Source organism: Mesorhizobium sp. M0174, from assembly GCF_040322275.1.
GTDB lineage: Bacteria > Pseudomonadota > Alphaproteobacteria > Rhizobiales > Rhizobiaceae > Mesorhizobium.
In genome coordinates this window covers 16,752-33,194 of record NZ_JAMYTB010000007.1, presented here as the reverse complement: position 1 = coordinate 33,194, position 16,443 = coordinate 16,752, and the positions used below count along the sequence as shown (strand labels likewise).

Annotated in this window: 14 protein-coding genes and 1 tRNA gene; 8 read left to right on the top strand and 7 right to left on the bottom strand. The window is 63.8% G+C overall.

Features of this window, described 5'->3' with window-relative positions; all coding sequences use genetic code 11:
* Window positions 1-39: 39 nt before the first annotated feature.
* Window positions 40-1,104, bottom strand: a complete 1,065-nt coding sequence (chvE, locus tag NKJ13_RS16175) for a multiple monosaccharide ABC transporter substrate-binding protein (protein WP_023719486.1) — start codon at window positions 1,102-1,104, stop codon at window positions 40-42.
* 316 nt (window positions 1,105-1,420) lie between these two features.
* Here chvE and NKJ13_RS16170 point away from each other — a divergent pair, with 316 nt between their 5' ends.
* Complete coding sequence (locus tag NKJ13_RS16170; protein WP_352482475.1) at window positions 1,421-2,410, top strand: LysR family transcriptional regulator; 990 nt, start codon at window positions 1,421-1,423, stop codon at window positions 2,408-2,410.
* A gap of 315 nt (window positions 2,411-2,725) precedes the next feature.
* On the opposite strand, the gene NKJ13_RS16165 is transcribed toward NKJ13_RS16170, so the two are convergent.
* Window positions 2,726-2,799 (bottom strand) — tRNA-Gly (locus tag NKJ13_RS16165).
* Between the two features lie 132 nt (window positions 2,800-2,931).
* On the opposite strand from NKJ13_RS16165, the gene NKJ13_RS16160 reads away from it, so the two are divergent.
* On the top strand, window positions 2,932-3,195 hold the full coding sequence (locus NKJ13_RS16160) for a DUF6460 domain-containing protein (RefSeq protein WP_352475918.1): 264 nt from the start codon (window positions 2,932-2,934) through the stop codon (window positions 3,193-3,195).
* Between the two features lie 62 nt (window positions 3,196-3,257).
* Here NKJ13_RS16160 and NKJ13_RS16155 read toward each other — a convergent pair whose 3' ends face one another.
* Window positions 3,258-4,160 (bottom strand): histone deacetylase family protein, encoded by a 903-nt coding sequence (locus NKJ13_RS16155; RefSeq protein ID WP_352738441.1) that lies wholly within the window; start codon window positions 4,158-4,160, stop codon window positions 3,258-3,260.
* Window positions 4,161-4,210: 50 nt separating this feature from the next.
* On the opposite strand from NKJ13_RS16155, the gene NKJ13_RS16150 reads away from it, so the two are divergent.
* The gene (locus NKJ13_RS16150) at window positions 4,211-5,635 is read left to right on the top strand and encodes an MATE family efflux transporter (RefSeq protein WP_352702541.1); all 1,425 of its coding nucleotides are present in this window, start codon (window positions 4,211-4,213) and stop codon (window positions 5,633-5,635) included.
* A gap of 3 nt (window positions 5,636-5,638) precedes the next feature.
* Here NKJ13_RS16150 and NKJ13_RS16145 read toward each other — a convergent pair whose 3' ends face one another.
* Both NKJ13_RS16145 and NKJ13_RS16140 read right to left on the bottom strand, forming a co-directional pair.
* Window positions 5,639-6,715, bottom strand: coding sequence for a quinone-dependent dihydroorotate dehydrogenase (locus tag NKJ13_RS16145; RefSeq protein ID WP_352702269.1), 1,077 nt, complete (start codon window positions 6,713-6,715; stop codon window positions 5,639-5,641).
* Window positions 6,712-7,062: a DUF952 domain-containing protein gene (locus tag NKJ13_RS16140; protein ID WP_352738442.1), complete on the bottom strand. Its 351-nt coding sequence runs from the start codon at window positions 7,060-7,062 to the stop codon at window positions 6,712-6,714. The genes NKJ13_RS16145 and NKJ13_RS16140 overlap by 4 nt, the downstream gene beginning before the upstream one ends.
* 126 nt (window positions 7,063-7,188) lie before the next feature.
* Between NKJ13_RS16140 and NKJ13_RS16135 the strand changes: the two genes are divergently transcribed.
* Complete coding sequence (locus NKJ13_RS16135) at window positions 7,189-7,620, top strand: hypothetical protein (protein WP_352738444.1); 432 nt, start codon at window positions 7,189-7,191, stop codon at window positions 7,618-7,620.
* 127 nt (window positions 7,621-7,747) lie between these two features.
* On the top strand, window positions 7,748-8,401 hold the full coding sequence (locus tag NKJ13_RS16130; RefSeq protein ID WP_352738446.1) for a response regulator transcription factor: 654 nt from the start codon (window positions 7,748-7,750) through the stop codon (window positions 8,399-8,401).
* Window positions 8,402-8,404: 3 nt separating this feature from the next.
* Here the strand turns inward: NKJ13_RS16130 and NKJ13_RS16125 are convergent, their stop codons facing one another.
* On the bottom strand, window positions 8,405-11,893 hold the full coding sequence (locus NKJ13_RS16125) for a PAS domain-containing hybrid sensor histidine kinase/response regulator (RefSeq protein WP_352738477.1): 3,489 nt from the start codon (window positions 11,891-11,893) through the stop codon (window positions 8,405-8,407).
* A gap of 233 nt (window positions 11,894-12,126) precedes the next feature.
* On the opposite strand from NKJ13_RS16125, the gene mscL reads away from it, so the two are divergent.
* Both mscL and NKJ13_RS16115 read left to right on the top strand, forming a co-directional pair.
* Window positions 12,127-12,549 carry a large conductance mechanosensitive channel protein MscL gene (gene mscL / locus NKJ13_RS16120; protein WP_352506200.1) on the top strand — a complete coding sequence of 141 codons (423 nt, stop codon included), beginning with the start codon at window positions 12,127-12,129 and terminating at the stop codon, window positions 12,547-12,549.
* A 112-nt stretch (window positions 12,550-12,661) separates the two neighbouring features.
* The gene (locus NKJ13_RS16115; RefSeq protein ID WP_352506201.1) at window positions 12,662-13,828 is read left to right on the top strand and encodes a pyridoxal phosphate-dependent aminotransferase; all 1,167 of its coding nucleotides are present in this window, start codon (window positions 12,662-12,664) and stop codon (window positions 13,826-13,828) included.
* Between the two features lie 36 nt (window positions 13,829-13,864).
* Here NKJ13_RS16115 and hemA read toward each other — a convergent pair whose 3' ends face one another.
* Window positions 13,865-15,142 carry a 5-aminolevulinate synthase gene (hemA, locus tag NKJ13_RS16110; protein ID WP_254816350.1) on the bottom strand — a complete coding sequence of 426 codons (1,278 nt, stop codon included), beginning with the start codon at window positions 15,140-15,142 and terminating at the stop codon, window positions 13,865-13,867.
* A 265-nt stretch (window positions 15,143-15,407) separates the two neighbouring features.
* On the opposite strand from hemA, the gene galE reads away from it, so the two are divergent.
* On the top strand, window positions 15,408-16,403 hold the full coding sequence (gene galE, locus NKJ13_RS16105; protein WP_352777890.1) for a UDP-glucose 4-epimerase GalE: 996 nt from the start codon (window positions 15,408-15,410) through the stop codon (window positions 16,401-16,403).
* Window positions 16,404-16,443 lie beyond the last annotated feature (40 nt).

Here is a 16,443-nt window from a genome sequence, read left to right as displayed (position 1 = left end):
GGCCCTGCCTGCGCAGGACCCCAGGCTTTGTAACCGCGATTACTTCAGTTCTTCGGCCTTGATGTAGCCGGAGTCGACCACCAGCGCCTGGTAGTTCGACTTGTCGACGTCATGCGGCGTCAACAGGATCGAGGGAACGACCTTGACGTCGTTGTTGTAGGTCGTGGTGTCGAGGCCTTCCGGCTTGCCGCCCGAGAGCACCTTGTCGACGAGTTCGACCGTCGCCTTGGCGAGTTCGCGGGTGTCCTTGAACACGGTCGAATACTGTTCGCCGGCAATGATCGCCTTGACCGAAGCGGTCTCGGCGTCCTGTCCGGTGACGATCGGCCATGGCTGATCGGCAGTGCCGTAGCCTACGGCACGCAGCGAAGCGATGATGCCGCGCGACAGGCCGTCATAGGGCGAGAGCACGCCATCGACGCGGCTGCCGTCCGAGTAGTTGGCGGAGAGCAGATTGTCCATGCGGGCCTGGGCGGTTGCCGCCAGCCAGCGCAGCGTGCCGACCTTGTCCATGCCCATCTGGCCGGACTTCACGACGAGGGTCTTGTCGTCGATCAGCGGCTGAAGAACCGACATGGCGCCGTTATAGAAGAAGAACGCATTGTTGTCGTCCGGCGAACCGCCGAACAGCTCGATGTTGAACGGACCCTTCTTCTCGGGATAGCCGAGGCCCTTGAGCAGCGATTTTGCCTGGATGACGCCGACGCCGAAATTGTCGAAGGTGGTGTAGTAATCGACATTTGGCGTCTTCTTGATCAGGCGGTCGTAAGCGACGACGACGACGCCTGCGTCATTCGCCTTCTGCAGCGCATCGCCCATCGTGGTGCCGTCGATCGAAGCGATGATCAGCGCCTTCGGGCCCTTGGTGATTTCGTTTTCCAGCTGGCTGAGCTGGTTCGGAATGTCGTCCTGCGCGTATTGCAGGTCGACAGTGTAGCCCAGAGCCTCGAGCTGGGACTTGACGGCGTCGCCATCGTTGATCCAGCGCTGCGAGGTCTTGGTGGGCATCAGCACGCCGACCAGGCCTTCGCCCGCCTGCGCCGGCAGCGTCATAGCCGCGATGCCTAGGGCCGCGACGGCGGCCAGTGTCTTGATAATCTTCACATTAACTCTCCCTGGTTGATGGACGCGTACCCTTGGGTTTCGTGGGCCGCGCAATCGTGCAGGAGCGCCAAACGCGCCGCTGCCGTCAATCGATCTCCGGTATCCTCCCAATCGGCCCCGAAACTCTGGTTCAATCGATACGAGTTTTCCCTCGTCACCGACCGTCAAGTCTCAGGACGCGCGAAGGGTGTGTCGCTTTGCCATAACTGTCAAATGCGATCTTTGATGGTTGCTATATCGCGACTGATATGGCTTAGGCTAGTGACGACGCTGCCGGATCCAGCTGGGGCGCCGGGCGTAGGAGTAGGGAAAAATCATGGCGGCGCTGCGAAATCCTGGTGGAATATCAGCCGGTTACGATGAGATTCCGCGCGATGGCGGAACCCTGCTGCGCAGCGGCTTGAGCCTGCGTCACATGCGTATGATCGCAGCCCTCGACGAGCACGGCCGGGTGAGTGCCGCGGCCCAGGTCATGAACATCTCGCAGCCGGCGGCTTCGCGCATGATCGCCGAGATGGAGGCGGTGCTCGACGTCAAGCTCTGCGAAAGGCTGCCGCGTGGCATCACGCTGACGCCCTATGGCAAGGCGTTGGCACGGCGCGCGCGGTCGATCCTGCTCGAGATGCGCGAGGTCGACCGCGAGATCTTCGAGCTCAAGGCGGGCAAGGGCGGCTCGGTGTTCCTGGGCGCGGTCACGGCACCGGCGATCGAGCTGGCGGTGCCGGCGATCCGCGAGATCCGGCGCCTCTATCCGCGCATCGAAATCACCATGCAGGTCGAGACCTCGAACGTGCTGGCGCGCGAGCTGATCGCCTCTCGGCACGATTTCATCATCGCCCGCATCCCCGACGACCTCAATCCGCGGCTGTTCGAGGCCCGCGTCATCGGCGTCGAGAAGGCCTGCCTGATCGTGCGCCGCGGCCACCCGCTGACCAAGGGCAAGGCAGTGCGGTTGGAAGACACCGCCGCCTATGACTGGGTTTTCCAGTCGGGCGGCTCGCCGCTGCGCCAAGCCATGGAAAGCAACTTTTTGAACCGCAACATAGCGCTGCCGGATCGCATCCTCAACACCAGCTCGCTGTTACTGACTCTGGTCATGGTCGCGCAATCCGACGCGATCGCGCCGGTGTCGATCCAGGTCGCGAAGTTCATTCAGAACCCCGAAGGGCTCGACGGCGCCATCGACGTCGTCCAGACCGAGTTCGACATCGAGGTCAGGCCCTACAGCCTGATCACGGTAAAGAACCGCGCGCTGTCGCCGGCGGCCAAGATGCTGCACGATTTTATTTTGCGGGAGGTGGGCTGAGGATTGGAGCGGGTAGCTGGGCGCATCCCGTGGCCGGCCAGACGACCAGACAGGCCCACCAGCAGCGGCGCCGATGCAAGTCGGCTACAACTGCTGCGTGATGCTCAAAAAAAGCCCGCCAGCAGAAGCCAGCGGGCCAAGGGTAGACATTCCGGTTGGGGTCATTCGAGGCCCCGCCGACCCTCAATGTGAGATATTCGACGAACTGGCACATCGGCCAAACAGATGAAGGATGGCCAGCCGAGCTGTAAAACTGCCTGTAAAGCCGCAAGTTTTCAACATCGCCAACTCAGGCGCAACCCGTGTGGCAAAAGCTGGAGCGGGTAGCGGGAATCGAACCCGCGCGTTCAGCTTGGGAAGCTGACAAGCTACCATTACATCATACCCGCGCTGGTTCCTCCGATATCATGGCCCGGCGCCGATGCGCAATCCGGTTTGAGGGCTCGGCTTGATGCCGGGCGGTCAACTGCGTATTTCTGGGCATGTGCCCGAATCGCGGCACCCGACTGTGGAGACAGGCCTTGTCCGCACTGAACCGCTTTCTCGGCGATACGCCGCTCCGGGTGATCTTGAAGCTGCTTGTGGTGTCGTTCCTCGTCGGCCTGGTCATGAACGCCTTCGGCTGGTCGCCGATGGACGTGCTCTACGGCATCCGCAAATTCTTCATCGACCTGTGGAATTTGGGCTTCCACGCCATCGACCGCTTCCTCGGCTACATCCTGCTCGGTGCCGCGATCGTCGTGCCGGCCTTCATCCTGCTCAGGATCGCCAATTTCAGGAAGTAGAGCATGATCCCAAAAAGTGGGAACCGGCTTTCGGAAAAGATCATGCTCAAACAAACAGCCTTTCACGCGTAGCCCGCAGCCACCTCGAACAGGATGGCGTGGCGTGCGGCAAGTGCTGCGACATCCGTCGAATAGCCGCCGCCGATAACGCCGCACACCGGGACGCCTAGCGTGCGGAAATGGCGGATCACCATATCGTCGCGGGCGCGCAGCCCGTCATTCGACAGCGCCAGCCTGCCGAGCCGGTCCTCGGCATGGACATCGACGCCGGCATTGTAGAAGACGAGATCCCAGCGCTTTCGCGCCGACAGCTCCGGCAGGATGGCGCCCAGCCGCTCCAGATAGGCTGCATCGCCGGTGCCGTCGGGCAGGGCGACGTCGAGGTTGGAGGCGATCTTGCGCGCGGGGTAGTTGCGGTCGCCATGCATGGAGAAGGTAAACACGCGCGGCTCGTCGTTCAGGATATCCGCCGTGCCGTCGCCCTGATGCACGTCGAGGTCGACGACCAGGATGTTTTGGGCGGCACCTTCGGCGAGCAGCACCAGCGCGGCAACCGCCACGTCGTTGAAGGTGCAGAAGCCGGCGCCTTGCGCGCGCCGCGCGTGATGACTGCCGCCGGCCGTGTTGCAAGCGATTCCGTTCAGCAAAGCCAGCCGCGCCGCCATCACCGTGCCGGCCGTTGCGAGCTGCGCCCTCAGCGAAACCCGCGGTCCCACGGGAAAGCCGATCTCGCGCTCGATCCTCACCGGCACGTCGCAGGCAAGCACCTGGTCGACATAGTCTGCCGCGTGGGCAAGCTTCAGCCATGATGGCCGCGCCACCGCTGGTATGTTGAGCGCTTCGGGCCGCGCCAGGCCGCGTGCCCGCAAGGCGTCCATCAGCAGCGGATATTTGCTCATCGGGAAGCGGTGGTTGACGGCGAAACCGGCGTCGTAATCGGGATGATGAACGATCTGCAAGGACATGGGACGGCCGGTGCGCCAGAGGCGGGTTTCGGTTGACCATGCCGGGATGGATGGTTGCGCGAGGTCCGCAAACTGGGGCACATCGGCTAGCCGATCAAGCCGCAACAGGAAGCGACACGCGTTTGGAGCAGGCTTTACCCACCGAAGCCCACGTCACCGAAGCCAGGGCTTTCGTCGTCACCAACCGTTCGGTGCTCGCCATCGCCGTGCCGATGACGCTTGCCTATCTGACGACGCCGTTGCTCGGAATTGTCGACACGGCGGTGGTCGGACAGTTCGGCGACGCCGCCCTTCTCGGCGGCCTGGCGGCCGGCGCCCTGATCTTCGACGTCGTTTTCACCACCTTCAACTTCCTGCGCTCCGGCACCACCGGCCTCGTCGCCCAGGCCTTCGGGCGCGGCGATGCACTGGAGGAGCAGGCGGTGTTCTGGCGCGCCGTGCTGATCGCGGTCGTCGCCGGCATCGTGTTTACCGCACTTGCGCCCCTGGTTTCGGCTGCCGGGCAATGGTTCATCGGCGCCGAGCCGCGCGTCGGCGCGGCGATGGACGTCTATATCCGCATCAGGATGCTCGCAGCACCGTTCTCGCTTATCAATTACGCCATCCTTGGTTATGTGCTGGGGCGCGGCGAGGGCGGGCTCGGGCTGATGCTGCAGCTGGTGCTGAACGGCATCAATATCGCGCTCTGCTTCCTGCTCGCCCTGGAGCTTGGCTGGGGCGTTGCCGGCGTCGCCTGGGCGACGCTCACCGGCGAGTTCGTCGCCATGCTGCTTGGTCTCGCCATCGTCGGCCGGCGCTTCTGGGCCGCACCCAGGCTGCCGCGCCATAGCGTCCTCGATTTGCCGGCATTCCTGCGCATGATGTCGCTCAATCGCGATATCATGATCCGCTCCTTCTCACTGCTCGCCGCCTTCGCGCTGTTCACGCGCCAAGGCGCGCAATTCGGCACGCTGACGCTGGCCGCCAACGCCGTGCTGATGAACCTCTTCCTGGTTGCCGGCTATTTCCTCGACGGTTTCGCCACCGCCGCCGAACAACTGGCCGGGCGCGCCATCGGCGCCCGTGCCGCCACGGCGTTTGACCAGGCGGTGCGGCTGACGCTGCTTTGGGGGCTCGGCCTGGCAGGCGTGGCGACGCTCGTGCTCCTGCTGGAAGGCACCGGTCTGGTCGCCCTGATCACGACCTCGACAGACGTCCGCGCCGTCGCCGACATCTACTTGCCATGGGCGGCATTCACCGCACTCAGCGGCGTGCTGGCTTTCGAGATGGACGGTGTTTTCATCGGCGCGACATGGTCGCGCGACATGCGCAACATGATGCTGGTGTCGTTCCTGGCTTTCAGCGCCGCGTTGCTGATCCTGGCGCCGGCGTTCGGCAATCACGGCCTGTGGGCGGCGCTGCACGTGTTCCTGCTGGTACGCGGCTTCAGCCTGCTCACTATATTGCGGCTGCGGGTGCGCACGGCCTTTAACTGATCGCTAAAGCGGTTTCGTCGCCCAGTGATCGAGGCGGCTGTCGCGAAGCTCGCGCAGCGACTTCAGCCCTTGACTGTCCATGAAACGGACCATGCCGGAAAGAATACGCCCCGGCAGCGCAGGCCCGGCATAGATCATGCCGGTATAGAGCTGGACGAGATCGGCGCCGGCACGGATCTTTTCCAGCGCCGTCTCGGCGGAATCGACGCCGCCGACGCCGATGATGGCGGGATCCGGGCCAAGTAGTTTTCGCATCCTTGCCAGCACGATGGTCGAGCGCTCGAACAAGGGTTTTCCCGAAAGCCCGCCAGTCTCGCCGGCAAGGCCGGCGCTGCGCAGGCCGGCTCGCGCGATCGTGGTGTTGGAGACGATGACGCCGTCCATTTGCTTGTCGGTGATCTCGGCGGCGATGTCCTCCAGTTCGGCCTCGACCAGGTCCGGCGCGATCTTGAGAAAGACGGGCGGCTTTGCCGGTGCCGCCGCAGGCGCGGCCATGACCCGCGACAGGAGTTCACCAAGCTGTTCGCGCGCCTGCATGTTGCGCAGGCCCGGCGTGTTTGGCGAGGAGATGTTGATCGTCAGATAGCCGGCGTATCGCGCAAACCTGATCACGCCGCGCTCATAGTCGCCGACGCGGTCGGCGCTGTCCTTGTTGGCGCCGATGTTGACGCCGACGACGCCGGCGCGGCCCTTGCGGGCAGCAAGACGCTTTTCCGCGGCGGCGTGGCCTTCATTGTTGAAGCCCAGCCGGTTGATCACTGCCCCGTCCGAAGGCAGCCGGAAGATGCGCGGCTTCGGATTGCCCGTCTGCGGCAGCGGCGTGATCGTGCCGACCTCGGCGAAGCCGAAGCCGAGGCCGAGCAGCGCGTCCGGCACTTCGGCATTCTTGTCGTAACCCGCGGCCATGCCGAGCGGGTTCGGAAAATCGAGCCCGCAGATGCGTGTCTTCAACCTGTCGTCTCGCAAAGGGCGCCCGGCGACCGGCAGGCCGCATCTCAGCGCGGCAATCGACAGCCCATGCGCGGTTTCCGGATCGAGCGTGAACAGCAGTTTTTGGCCGATCCGGTCGAACGCGCTCATTCGGCCTCCAGCGCCGGGAATTCATGCCGGCCGTGGGCGCCGAGCGGCAATGCCTGCACCGAAACGACCGCATCGAGGCTGAGCGCGTCGTAAAGATGCGGGAACAAGGCGCCGCCGCGCGAGACTTCATATTTCAGCGCATCGCCAAGGTGCGCGCCGTCGACGGCGACCAGCAGCAACCCGCCCTGGCCGGCGAAATGTTTGGCCGCCGTTTCCCGAACCTGCCCGGCGGTGGAAAAATGGATGAAACCGTCGGCGACGTCGATCGGCGCGCCGGTGAAGCGGCCTTCCCTTTCGGCCTCGCGCCAAAGCGCCTCGGGAACTATCTTGTAGATGATCTCGGACATGGTTGCGCTATAGTCCGAACCGACCACGCGGGGAAGGGCAGGCCCGTGTTCTTCCCCATTTCAGGTTCGTCCCCATTTCAGGCGCAAACTGTGATAGATTGCGCTGACTGGCTCATGGAGGAAAACATGCGTCTGAAACACGTTTTGATCCCCGCAGCACTGGTCTCGCTTACAGCGGCGTCGGCCTTTTCCGAGGAAGCCGATCGCTACCGGTTGGAAAAATCGGCCAATGGCTATGTCCGCATGGATACGCAAACCGGCGCCATGTCGCTCTGCGAGGAGCGCTCCGGTCAGCTTGTCTGCAAGACGGCGGCCGACGAACGTGCCGCCTTCCAGGATGAGGTCGACCGGCTGCAAAATTCGGTGAAGGCGCTCGACGAACGCGTCGCCAAGCTCGAAAATTCGCTTGCCGCACGTCTCGAATCGACTTTGCCCAGCGAGGAGGATTTCAACAAGACGATGGGCTACATGGAGCGCTTCCTGCGTAGCTTTATGGACATCGTCAAGGACATGGACAAGGACGAAGACGGCGCCAAGCCCAATTCGCAAAAGACCTAGGCAATTCGCAACAAGACCTGGGGCGGGAATAGCAAGCCGGCCACGCCGAACAGCAGGCATGGCGTTATGATCGTTCAGATCCTGCCAGGCGGAAAATCGCCAACGGGATTCGGGGAGGGAATCACCGTTGGGCTACACATTCGTCATTGCCGACGATCATCCGCTTTTTCGCGGTGCATTGAGGGAGGCACTCGCGGGCATCGGAGACGTTGCCGCCATTCACGAGGCCGGCGATTTCGAAAGCGCCAAGGCGCTGGTCCTGGCCAATGAGGATGTCGATCTGGTGCTGCTCGATCTCTCGATGCCGGGGGCAAGCGGTCTTTCCGGCCTGATTTCGTTGCGCGGCATCCATCCGGCGGTGCCAATGATGGTGGTCTCGGCGCATGACGATCCGGTGACGATCCGGCGCGCGCTCGATCTCGGCGCCTCCGGCTTCATCTCCAAATCGGCCAGCATGGAGGAGATCCGCAATGCGGTGCAGTCGGTGCTCGCAGGTGATATCGCGGCGCCCGCCGGGGTCGATCTCGGCGTCGAGCGCGATCCCGAGATTTCCGACCTGATCAAGCGGCTGCAGGCGCTGACGCCCCAGCAGACGCGCGTGCTCGGCATGGTGGCAGAAGGACTGCTCAACAAGCAGATCGCCTATGAGCTCGGGGTCTCCGAAGCGACGATCAAAGCGCATGTCTCGGCTATCCTGCAGAAGCTCGGCGTCGACAGCCGCACCCAGGCGGTCATCCTTTTGTCAAAAATAGGCAGCGACCCGCTGCAGACGGCCGGCTGATCCCTATTCGGCCGCCGGCGCCAGCGGCCTGACCCTGGCCATCATCGAGCGCAGCACCGCCGGTTTTAGCGGTTTGCTGATCACCGGCACGTCGAGCCTGCCGGCGGCGGCGCGAACTTCGCTGGAGCGGTCGGCGGTGACCAGCACGGCCGGCAGGTCCTCGCCATGGATCGCACGCAACTGGGCGATCAATTCGAGGCCGGTCCTGTTGTCGAGATGATAGTCGGCAAGCACGATGTCCGGCCGATGCATGCCGGACCTGTCGAGATCCTCCGCGCCGGAAAGCGTGTCGACGCTGCAGCCCCAGCCCTCGAGCAGGAGCCGCATGCCGTCGAGGATGCGGGCGTCGTTGTCGATGCAGAGCACATTGAGCCCGGCAAGCGAGGCCGCGGCACGGGCAGGCGGCTTCGCCTCCGCCTCGCGTCGCGGCGCCTGCACGGCCGCCACAGGCAGCAGCACGGAAAAGCGTGTGCCCTTGCCGGGGTTGGAAAAGATCCGGATTTCGAGGCGCAGGACGCGGGCGATGCGGTCGACAATGGAGAGCCCAAGGCCAAGGCCTTCCGCCTCGCGTGCGCCTTCGTCCAGCCGGGTGAATTCGCGAAACACGGTGTTCAGCTTGTCGCCGGCAATGCCGATGCCGGTGTCGATCACCTGGATCTCGGCCAGTTCGCCGCGCCGCCGCACGCCGACCAGGATACGGCCACGGCGCGTATACTTGATGGCGTTGGAGACCAGGTTCTGGATCAGGCGGCGCAGCAGATTGCGGTCCGTCATCACGCTGAGCGACGACGGCATGATCGAGAGCTCGAGCTTCTTTTCGGCGGCAAGCGGCCGGAAGTCGTTGCCGATCTGGCGCAGCAGCCCGTCGAGGCCGAAGGTCGTATCGTCCGGCTTCATCGCGCCGGCATCGAGGCGCGAAATGTCGAGCACCGCGCCGAGGATGGTCTCGACCGATTCCAGCGACGATTCGATGTTCATCGCCGCCTTGCCGGCGGGCCCCTTGCCGGTCTTCTCGATCAGCGACGAGCAATAGAGGCGGGCGGCGTTCAGCGGCTGCAAGATGTCATGGCCGGCGGCAGCGAGGAAGCGGGTCTTGCCGAGATTGGCCTCCTCGGCCAGCATCTGCGCCTGCGCCAGCTCCTCGTTGACGCGGGTGAGCTCGGCGGTGCGGCTCTTCACCCGCTGTTCCAGGGATTCGTTGGCGCGCTTGAGCGCCAGATCCTGCTCGACGCGTCCGGAAATGTCAGCGTAGGTGGCGACGATGCCGCCGTCCGGCATCGGGTTGGAGCGCAATTCGAGAATGCGCCCGCTGGTCTTCAGCTCCATCTGCCAGGGGCTGACGAAGCTGGTCAGGCGGTTCAGCATGGTAACGCGTTGATCTGCCGGTATATCGCCGCGCTCGGCAAGGTGGCGCAGGATACGATCGAGTGAGACGCCGACCTGGCCCATCTCGTCGGGCAGGTCGAACAGCGCCCGGTACTGGCGGTTCCAGCAGATCAACCGAAAATCCCGGTCGAAGACAGTGATGCCCTGTTCCATCTGGTCGAGCGCGATCTGCAGCAGGTCCCGATTGTGCTGCAGCGCCTCTGTGGCGTCGTCGAGCAGGCGGAAGGCGTCCTTGGATTCGCGGTCGTTGCGGCGCAGCAGCAGCGACAGGATCAGCCGCGCCGAAGAGGAGCCGACGGCACTGGCCAGAAGCTGCTCGGAGAAGCGGATGACATCCATGCTGGCCTGCTCGTTGCCGTGCAGTGAAGTGCCGCTGCTCTTTTCGAATGACTGGAAGGACCGCTCGGTCCGTTCGACACCAAGATAGCGCGCGATCGTGTCCTTGAGGTCGTTGACGGTGATGGTGGTGCGGAAGCGGCGCAGGCTCGGCAGCGGCCCCGCCTCGCGCGGCACGAAGATCGACGCCTGGATGCGCTCCAGTGGCACCGACGCCCGCGACAGCGAGCCGAACACAAAAAACAGCGTGTTGATCGACAGGCTCCACAGCACGCCATGGTTCAGCGGCTCGGCGACGGTGCCGAACAGAGCTTGCGGCCGCAACACCTCTAAGCCGAACAGGCCGTGGACGAGGATGCCGGTATCGGGCGCGACGAGCGAGGGAAGCAGCAGCGTGTAGCTCCAGACGACGATGCCGGCGACCATGCCCAGTGCGGCACCCCGGCCGTTGGCGCCGCGCCAGACCAGGCCGCCGATCATTGCCGGCGCGAACTGCGCGATCGCGGCGAACGACATCAGGCCGATCGAGGACAGTCGCGCGTTGTTGGTGCTCTCGCGGTAGTAGAGGAAGGCGATAAACAGCATGATGAAGATCGCCGCCCGCCGCACATTCAAGATGAGCGTCGACCAGTCCTCGTTCTCGGAGGTCGTTGTCCGCAGCAATCGCCTCACGAACAGAGGAATGACCAGATCGTTGGAGATCATGATCGACAGCGCGACGCTTTCGACGATCACCATTGCGGTCGCCGCCGACAGGCCGCCGATGAAGGCGGCCATGGCCAGCACGTCGTGGCCGCTGAACAGCGGCAGCGACAGCACATAGAGATCGCTGCTGGTTCTCGTGCCGACCAGTTCCAGGCCGGCCAGCGCGATCGGCAGCACGAACAGGTTGATCGCCACCAGATAGAGCGGAAACACCCATGTCGCGGTGCGCAGCTCGGCCTCGCTGCGGTTTTCGACGATGGTGACGTAGAACTGGCGCGGCAACATGAGGATGGCAAAGCCGCTCAGGCATGTCAGCACCAGCCAGGTAGCGAGCGAGGTGTTGTAGCCCATCGCCTGGCGCACCTGCGTGTTTTCGGCGAGCCGGTCGAACGTGTCGCCTGGCCCGCCGAAGATCAGGAACGTGACCATCAGGCCGATCGCCAGGAAGGCGGCGAGCTTGACCACCGTTTCGACTGCCACAGCCAGCACCAGCCCGTCCTGGTGTTCGGTGGCGTCGGCATGGCGCGTGCCGAACAGCACCGCGAACAGCGCCAGCAGCATGGCCACGACCAGCGAGATGTCGCTGACGAACGGATCGAAGGAGGGCGGCGCGCCGGTATAGTGCTCGACCATCAGGCTGACCGAGCCGGAGATTGCCTTCAATTGCAGCGCCATATAGGGCACCGCGCCGATGGTCGCAATCAGTGTGGCGATCGCCGCGACGGCAAAACTCTTGCCGTAGCGGGCGCCGAGAAAGTCGGCGATCGAGGTGATCTTCTCGGTCTTGGCCAGCCTGACAATGCGCTGCAGCAGCGGAAAGCCGAACACAAACACCAGCACCGGTCCGATATAGATGCCGAGGAACTCGAGGCCGCGCTCGGAGGACAGCCCGACCGAGCCGAAGAAGGTCCAGGAGGTGCAGTAGATGGCAAGGCTGAGCGCATAGATGAAGGGCCGGGCGCGGCCGGGGCCGGATGAAGTCGAGCGCCGGTCGCCCAGGCTGGCGATGGCAAACAGCAACGTCACATAGGCGATCGCGATGATGACGATGAACCAGCCCTGCACGCCTCGAACTTCCTCCCTGCGCCGGCTTTTCATCCGGCCTTGCTGACGCAATCACAGCTTGGCGATCGAGTCCATCGCGGCTTTCGGCGTATTATAGCGGCTGCGTCAGGCAATCGTGACCGGCTGAAACCAGCTTTTGCTCCTGTTGCAACCGCAGGTTTTTGCTATTCTGCTGGCCGGTCAATGCCGAGGAGCGGACGGCAGAACGGCCGGTCAGGACAAGGAGGAGTCGAATGCTGAAAGAGTTTCAGGAATTCATTTCCAGGGGCAATGTGATGGACCTGGCCGTCGCCGTCATCATTGGCGCTGCCTTCGGCAAGATCGTCACCTCGCTGGTCGACGACATCATCATGCCTATTGTTGGCGCGATCTTCGGAGGACTGGACTTCAACAACTACTTCATACCCCTGTCTTCCGCGGTGAATGCAACCTCACTGGCCGATGCGAAGAAACAGGGCGCTGTCTTCGCCTATGGCAGCTTCATCACCGTGGCGCTGAACTTCCTTATCCTCGCTTTCATCATCTTCCTGATGATCAAAGCGGTGAACAATCTGCGCCAGCGGCTGGAGCGCGAAAAACCGGCTGCCCCGGCCGCTCCGCCGCCAGCCGACGTCGCGCTGCTCACCGAAATTCGCGATCTCCTCGCCAGAAAATAGCACTTGCGAGAACCTCTCTGGACCAAAACCCTGGTCGCTTGCGGCCGGGGTTTTCTGTTTTCGCCCGCCCTGAAACACGCTAGCAGTCGAGCAAACGAAAACGGACCTATCCATGACCTTGATCGATACCTTGCGCGCCGAGGCTCGGGCGGCGCCTGAAAGCGGCATTGTCGCCGTCATGAACCGTGGCCGCGGCCGCGACGGCATGATCCCGCTCTGGGCCGGCGAGGGTGACCTGCCGACGCCCGCCTTCATCACCGATGCCGCCGCCAAGGCACTCGCCGGCGGCGAAACCTTCTATACCTGGCAGAGAGGCATTCCCGAACTCAGGCAGGCGCTCGCCCGCTACTACACCAGGCATTTCGGCAAGACTTTCGCCAACGAAGAATTCATCGTCACCGGCTCCGGCATGCATGCCATCCAGCTGGCCATCGACGCGGTGGCCGGCAAGGGCGACGAACTCGTCTACCTGTCGCCGGCATGGCCGAACTTCGCCGCCGCCGCCGGGGTAGCCGGCGCCGTGCCAGTCGCGGTGACGCTCGATCAGTCGGGCAATGGCTGGTCCTGCGATGTCGACAAGATCGCAGCGGCGATCACGCCACGGACCAAGGCGCTGTTCGTCAACACGCCGTCCAACCCGACCGGCTGGACTGCCGACAAGGAAACGTTGCAGGCGATCCTCGATCTTGCCCGCCAAAGGGGTCTGTGGATTATCGCCGACGAGATCTACTCGCTGTTTCATTACGGCCACGGCCGCGCGCCGTCGTTCATCGACATCATGGCCGATGAGGACCGCATTCTGTTCGTCAATTCTTTTTCCAAGAACTGGGCGATGACCGGCTGGCGCATCGGCTGGATCAAGATCCATCCCACCTTGCAGCAGGTGTTCGAAAACCTGGTCCAGTATTCGACTTCCGGCGTTGCCCAGTTCATGCAGCGCGGGGCCGTCGTTGCGCTGGATGAGGGCGATGCCTTCATCGTCGAGCAGGTGGAGCGGGCGAGGGCGGCGCGCGACCTGGTCTGCGGTATTCTTGCCGAAACCGGCCGGGCGCGCTTCACCGTGCCGCAGGGCGCATTCTATCTGTTCTTCGCGGTCGACGGCGTCACCGATTCCCGCGCCGCCGCCTTCGACATGGTCGACCGCGCCAATGTCGGCCTGGCCCCCGGCACCGCCTTCGGCCCCGGCGGCGAAGCCTTCCTCAGGCTGTGCTTCCACCGCCGCCTCGACCAGCTCGAAGAAGCCGCGCACCGGCTGGCGAAATGGATGACGAGTGTGTGAGCTGCCTCAAAGCCTGAGTAGAGTTTCAAACGGGCTTCACCCGCCCGACTTCGGCACCAGCAACGGAATGACGCGGTCGCTCTTGGCTACTGAAGGCCGGCCGGCCGAACCGTAGGGAATCCCCAACGCGTCCCATGTCTCGACCAGCGCGTCCTGCAGGGAGGCAATCAGCGCGTCCGAATGGAACGGTGTAGGCGTGATGCGCAGCCGCTCGGTGCCGCGCGGCACTGTCGGGTAGTTGATCGGCTGGATATAGATGCCGTGCACACCGAGCAGGCGGTCGCTGGCCATCTTGCAGAGCTCGGGATCGCCGACCAGAAGCGGCACGATGTGGGTAGGCGATTCCATCACCGGCAGGCCGGCTGCGGCCAGCACTTGCTTGGTCCGTGTCGCCTGACGTAGCTGCGCGTCGCGCTCGGCCTGCGAACGCTTGAGATGGCGGATCGAGGTGGTTGCCGCTGCAGCGATCGCTGGCGGCAACGCCGTGGTGAAGATGAAGCCCGGCGCATAGGAGCGCACCGCGTCGATCACCGCAGTGTTGCCGGCGATGTAGCCGCCAAGCGTGCCGAACGCCTTGGCCAGCGTGCCCTCGATGATGTCGATGCGGTCGGCCAGCCCTTCGCGCTCGGTGATGCCGCCGCCGCGCGGCCCGTACATGCCGACGGCGTGGACCTCGTCGATGTAGGTCATGGCGTTGTAACGCTCGGCGAGTTCGACGATCTGCTTGATCGGCGCGATGTCGCCGTCCATCGAATAGACGCTCTCGAAGACGATCAGCTTGGCGCGCTCGCGGCCAGCCGTCTGCAGCAGGCTTTCGAGATGTGCCACGTCATTATGGCGGAAGATCTTCTTCTCGGCGCCCGAGCGCCGCACGCCCTCGATCATCGAAGCGTGGTTGAGCTCGTCCGAGATGATCAGGCAATTGGGAAGCAGCTTTGCAATGGTCGAGATCGACGCCTCGTTTGAAACGAAGCCGGAGGTGAAAACCAGTGCCGCTTCCTTGTCGTGCAGGTCGGCAAGCTCCAGTTCGAGCTCGACCAGCGGGTTGCTGGTGCCGGAGATGTTGCGGGTGCCGCCGGCGCCCGACCCCATCTTGCCTGCCGCCTTCTGGAACGCGGCAATGACGTCGGGATGCTGGCCCATGCCGAGATAGTCGTTGGAGCACCAGACGGTGATTTCCTCGGCGCGGCCATTGGCGCGCCAGATGGCGCGCGGGAATTTCCCGACGATACGCTCAAGGTCGGCGAAGACGCGGTAGCGACGCTCTGCATGGAGCTGGTCGATCGCTTCCTCGAAAAACCGCTGGTAGTTCATGTCGCCTTCCCAATTTTGCGCGCGATCATAGTCATTGGCCCATTCGTCGTCCACTTGGCCTTTTTGGTCAAAATGCCACGCCCCGAGCCTGTTCCTAACGACCACGGAACGTGGCCTATTCCCTTGATGTGGATCAATCTTGTTTCAGGACAATGCCACGCGCCGATGAGACCGGTTACCGCAGGTTCTAATGGCTCGGCGGCAGGTTTTCCAGTAAGGCGACGATTGAGACAGTTCCGACAAATCATGAATAGCGAGGATGCGGATGACGGTTTTGGTGACAGGCGGGGCCGGCTATATCGGTAGCCATATGGTCTGGGAATTGCTGGACACGGGTGACAGCGTCGTCGTCCTCGACCGGCTTTCCACCGGCTTTGAATGGGCAGTGGCTCCGGAAGCAAAGCTCGTCGTCGGCGACGTCGCCGACAGGGAACTGGTTGCCTCGATCATCCGCGACAATAAGGTTGACGCGATCATCCATTTCGCCGGCTCGATCGTGGTCCCCGAATCGGTTGCCGACCCGCTTGCCTATTACGAGAACAACACCTGCAAGACGCGCACCTTGATCGAGACCGCGGTGCGCGAAGGCGTGCCCAATTTCATCTTTTCCTCGACCGCCGCCGTCTACGGCGGCGCTGGACTGGAGCCGGTGCGCGAGGATGCCCGGCTTGCGCCGGAATCGCCCTATGGCCTGTCCAAGCTGATGAGCGAATGGATGCTGCGCGACGCGGGCATTGCCCATGGGCTGCGCTATACGGCGCTGCGCTATTTCAACGTCGCCGGCGCCGATCCGAAGGGCCGCACCGGCCAGTCGACGCCCGGCGCCACGCATCTGATCAAGGTCGCCTGCGAGACGGCGCTCGGCAAGCGCCCCTTCATGCAGGTGTTCGGCACCGACTATCCGACGCCGGACGGCACCTGCATGCGCGACTATATCCACGTCAGCGACCTGGCGGCGGCGCATCGGCTGGCGCTGCAGCGGCTGCGTGCCGGCGGATCGAGCCTGGTCGCCAATTGCGGCTACAGCCACGGCTATTCGGTGCTCGAGGTCATCGACAGCGTCCGCCGCGTCTTCGGCCATGATTTCGAGGTACGGATGGGCGATCGCCGCGCCGGCGACGCCGCCGCGGTCGTCGCCAATTCGGAGCTGGCGCGCGGTGAGCTCGGCTGGACCCCGCAGCGCGACAACCTCGACCAGATCGTTGCCGATGCGCTTGCCTGGGAGCGCATCCTGACCAGCAAGAATTCGGCTCTGGGGTGAAGCGGGCTCTCCGCAAAGGTTGGTTCGGCGCGCTGGGGGC

Excerpts from the sequence above, each read along its gene's own strand:
- NKJ13_RS16115 (WP_352506201.1), top strand. The coding sequence starts at position 12,662 with ATGACCTTGATCGATACCTTGCGCGCCGAGGCTCGGGCGGCGCCTGAA.
- NKJ13_RS16155 (WP_352738441.1), bottom strand. The coding sequence starts at position 4,160 with ATGTCCTTGCAGATCGTTCATCATCCCGATTACGACGCCGGTTTCGCC.
- NKJ13_RS16140 (WP_352738442.1), bottom strand. The coding sequence starts at position 7,062 with ATGTCCGAGATCATCTACAAGATAGTTCCCGAGGCGCTTTGGCGCGAG.
- NKJ13_RS16150 (WP_352702541.1), top strand. The coding sequence starts at position 4,211 with ATGGTTGCGCGAGGTCCGCAAACTGGGGCACATCGGCTAGCCGATCAA.
- NKJ13_RS16145 (WP_352702269.1), bottom strand. The coding sequence starts at position 6,715 with ATGAGCGCGTTCGACCGGATCGGCCAAAAACTGCTGTTCACGCTCGAT.
- NKJ13_RS16135 (WP_352738444.1), top strand. The coding sequence starts at position 7,189 with ATGCGTCTGAAACACGTTTTGATCCCCGCAGCACTGGTCTCGCTTACA.
- mscL (WP_352506200.1), top strand. The coding sequence starts at position 12,127 with ATGCTGAAAGAGTTTCAGGAATTCATTTCCAGGGGCAATGTGATGGAC.
- NKJ13_RS16170 (WP_352482475.1), top strand. The coding sequence starts at position 1,421 with ATGGCGGCGCTGCGAAATCCTGGTGGAATATCAGCCGGTTACGATGAG.
- galE (WP_352777890.1), top strand. The coding sequence starts at position 15,408 with ATGACGGTTTTGGTGACAGGCGGGGCCGGCTATATCGGTAGCCATATG.
- hemA (WP_254816350.1), bottom strand. The coding sequence starts at position 15,142 with ATGAACTACCAGCGGTTTTTCGAGGAAGCGATCGACCAGCTCCATGCA.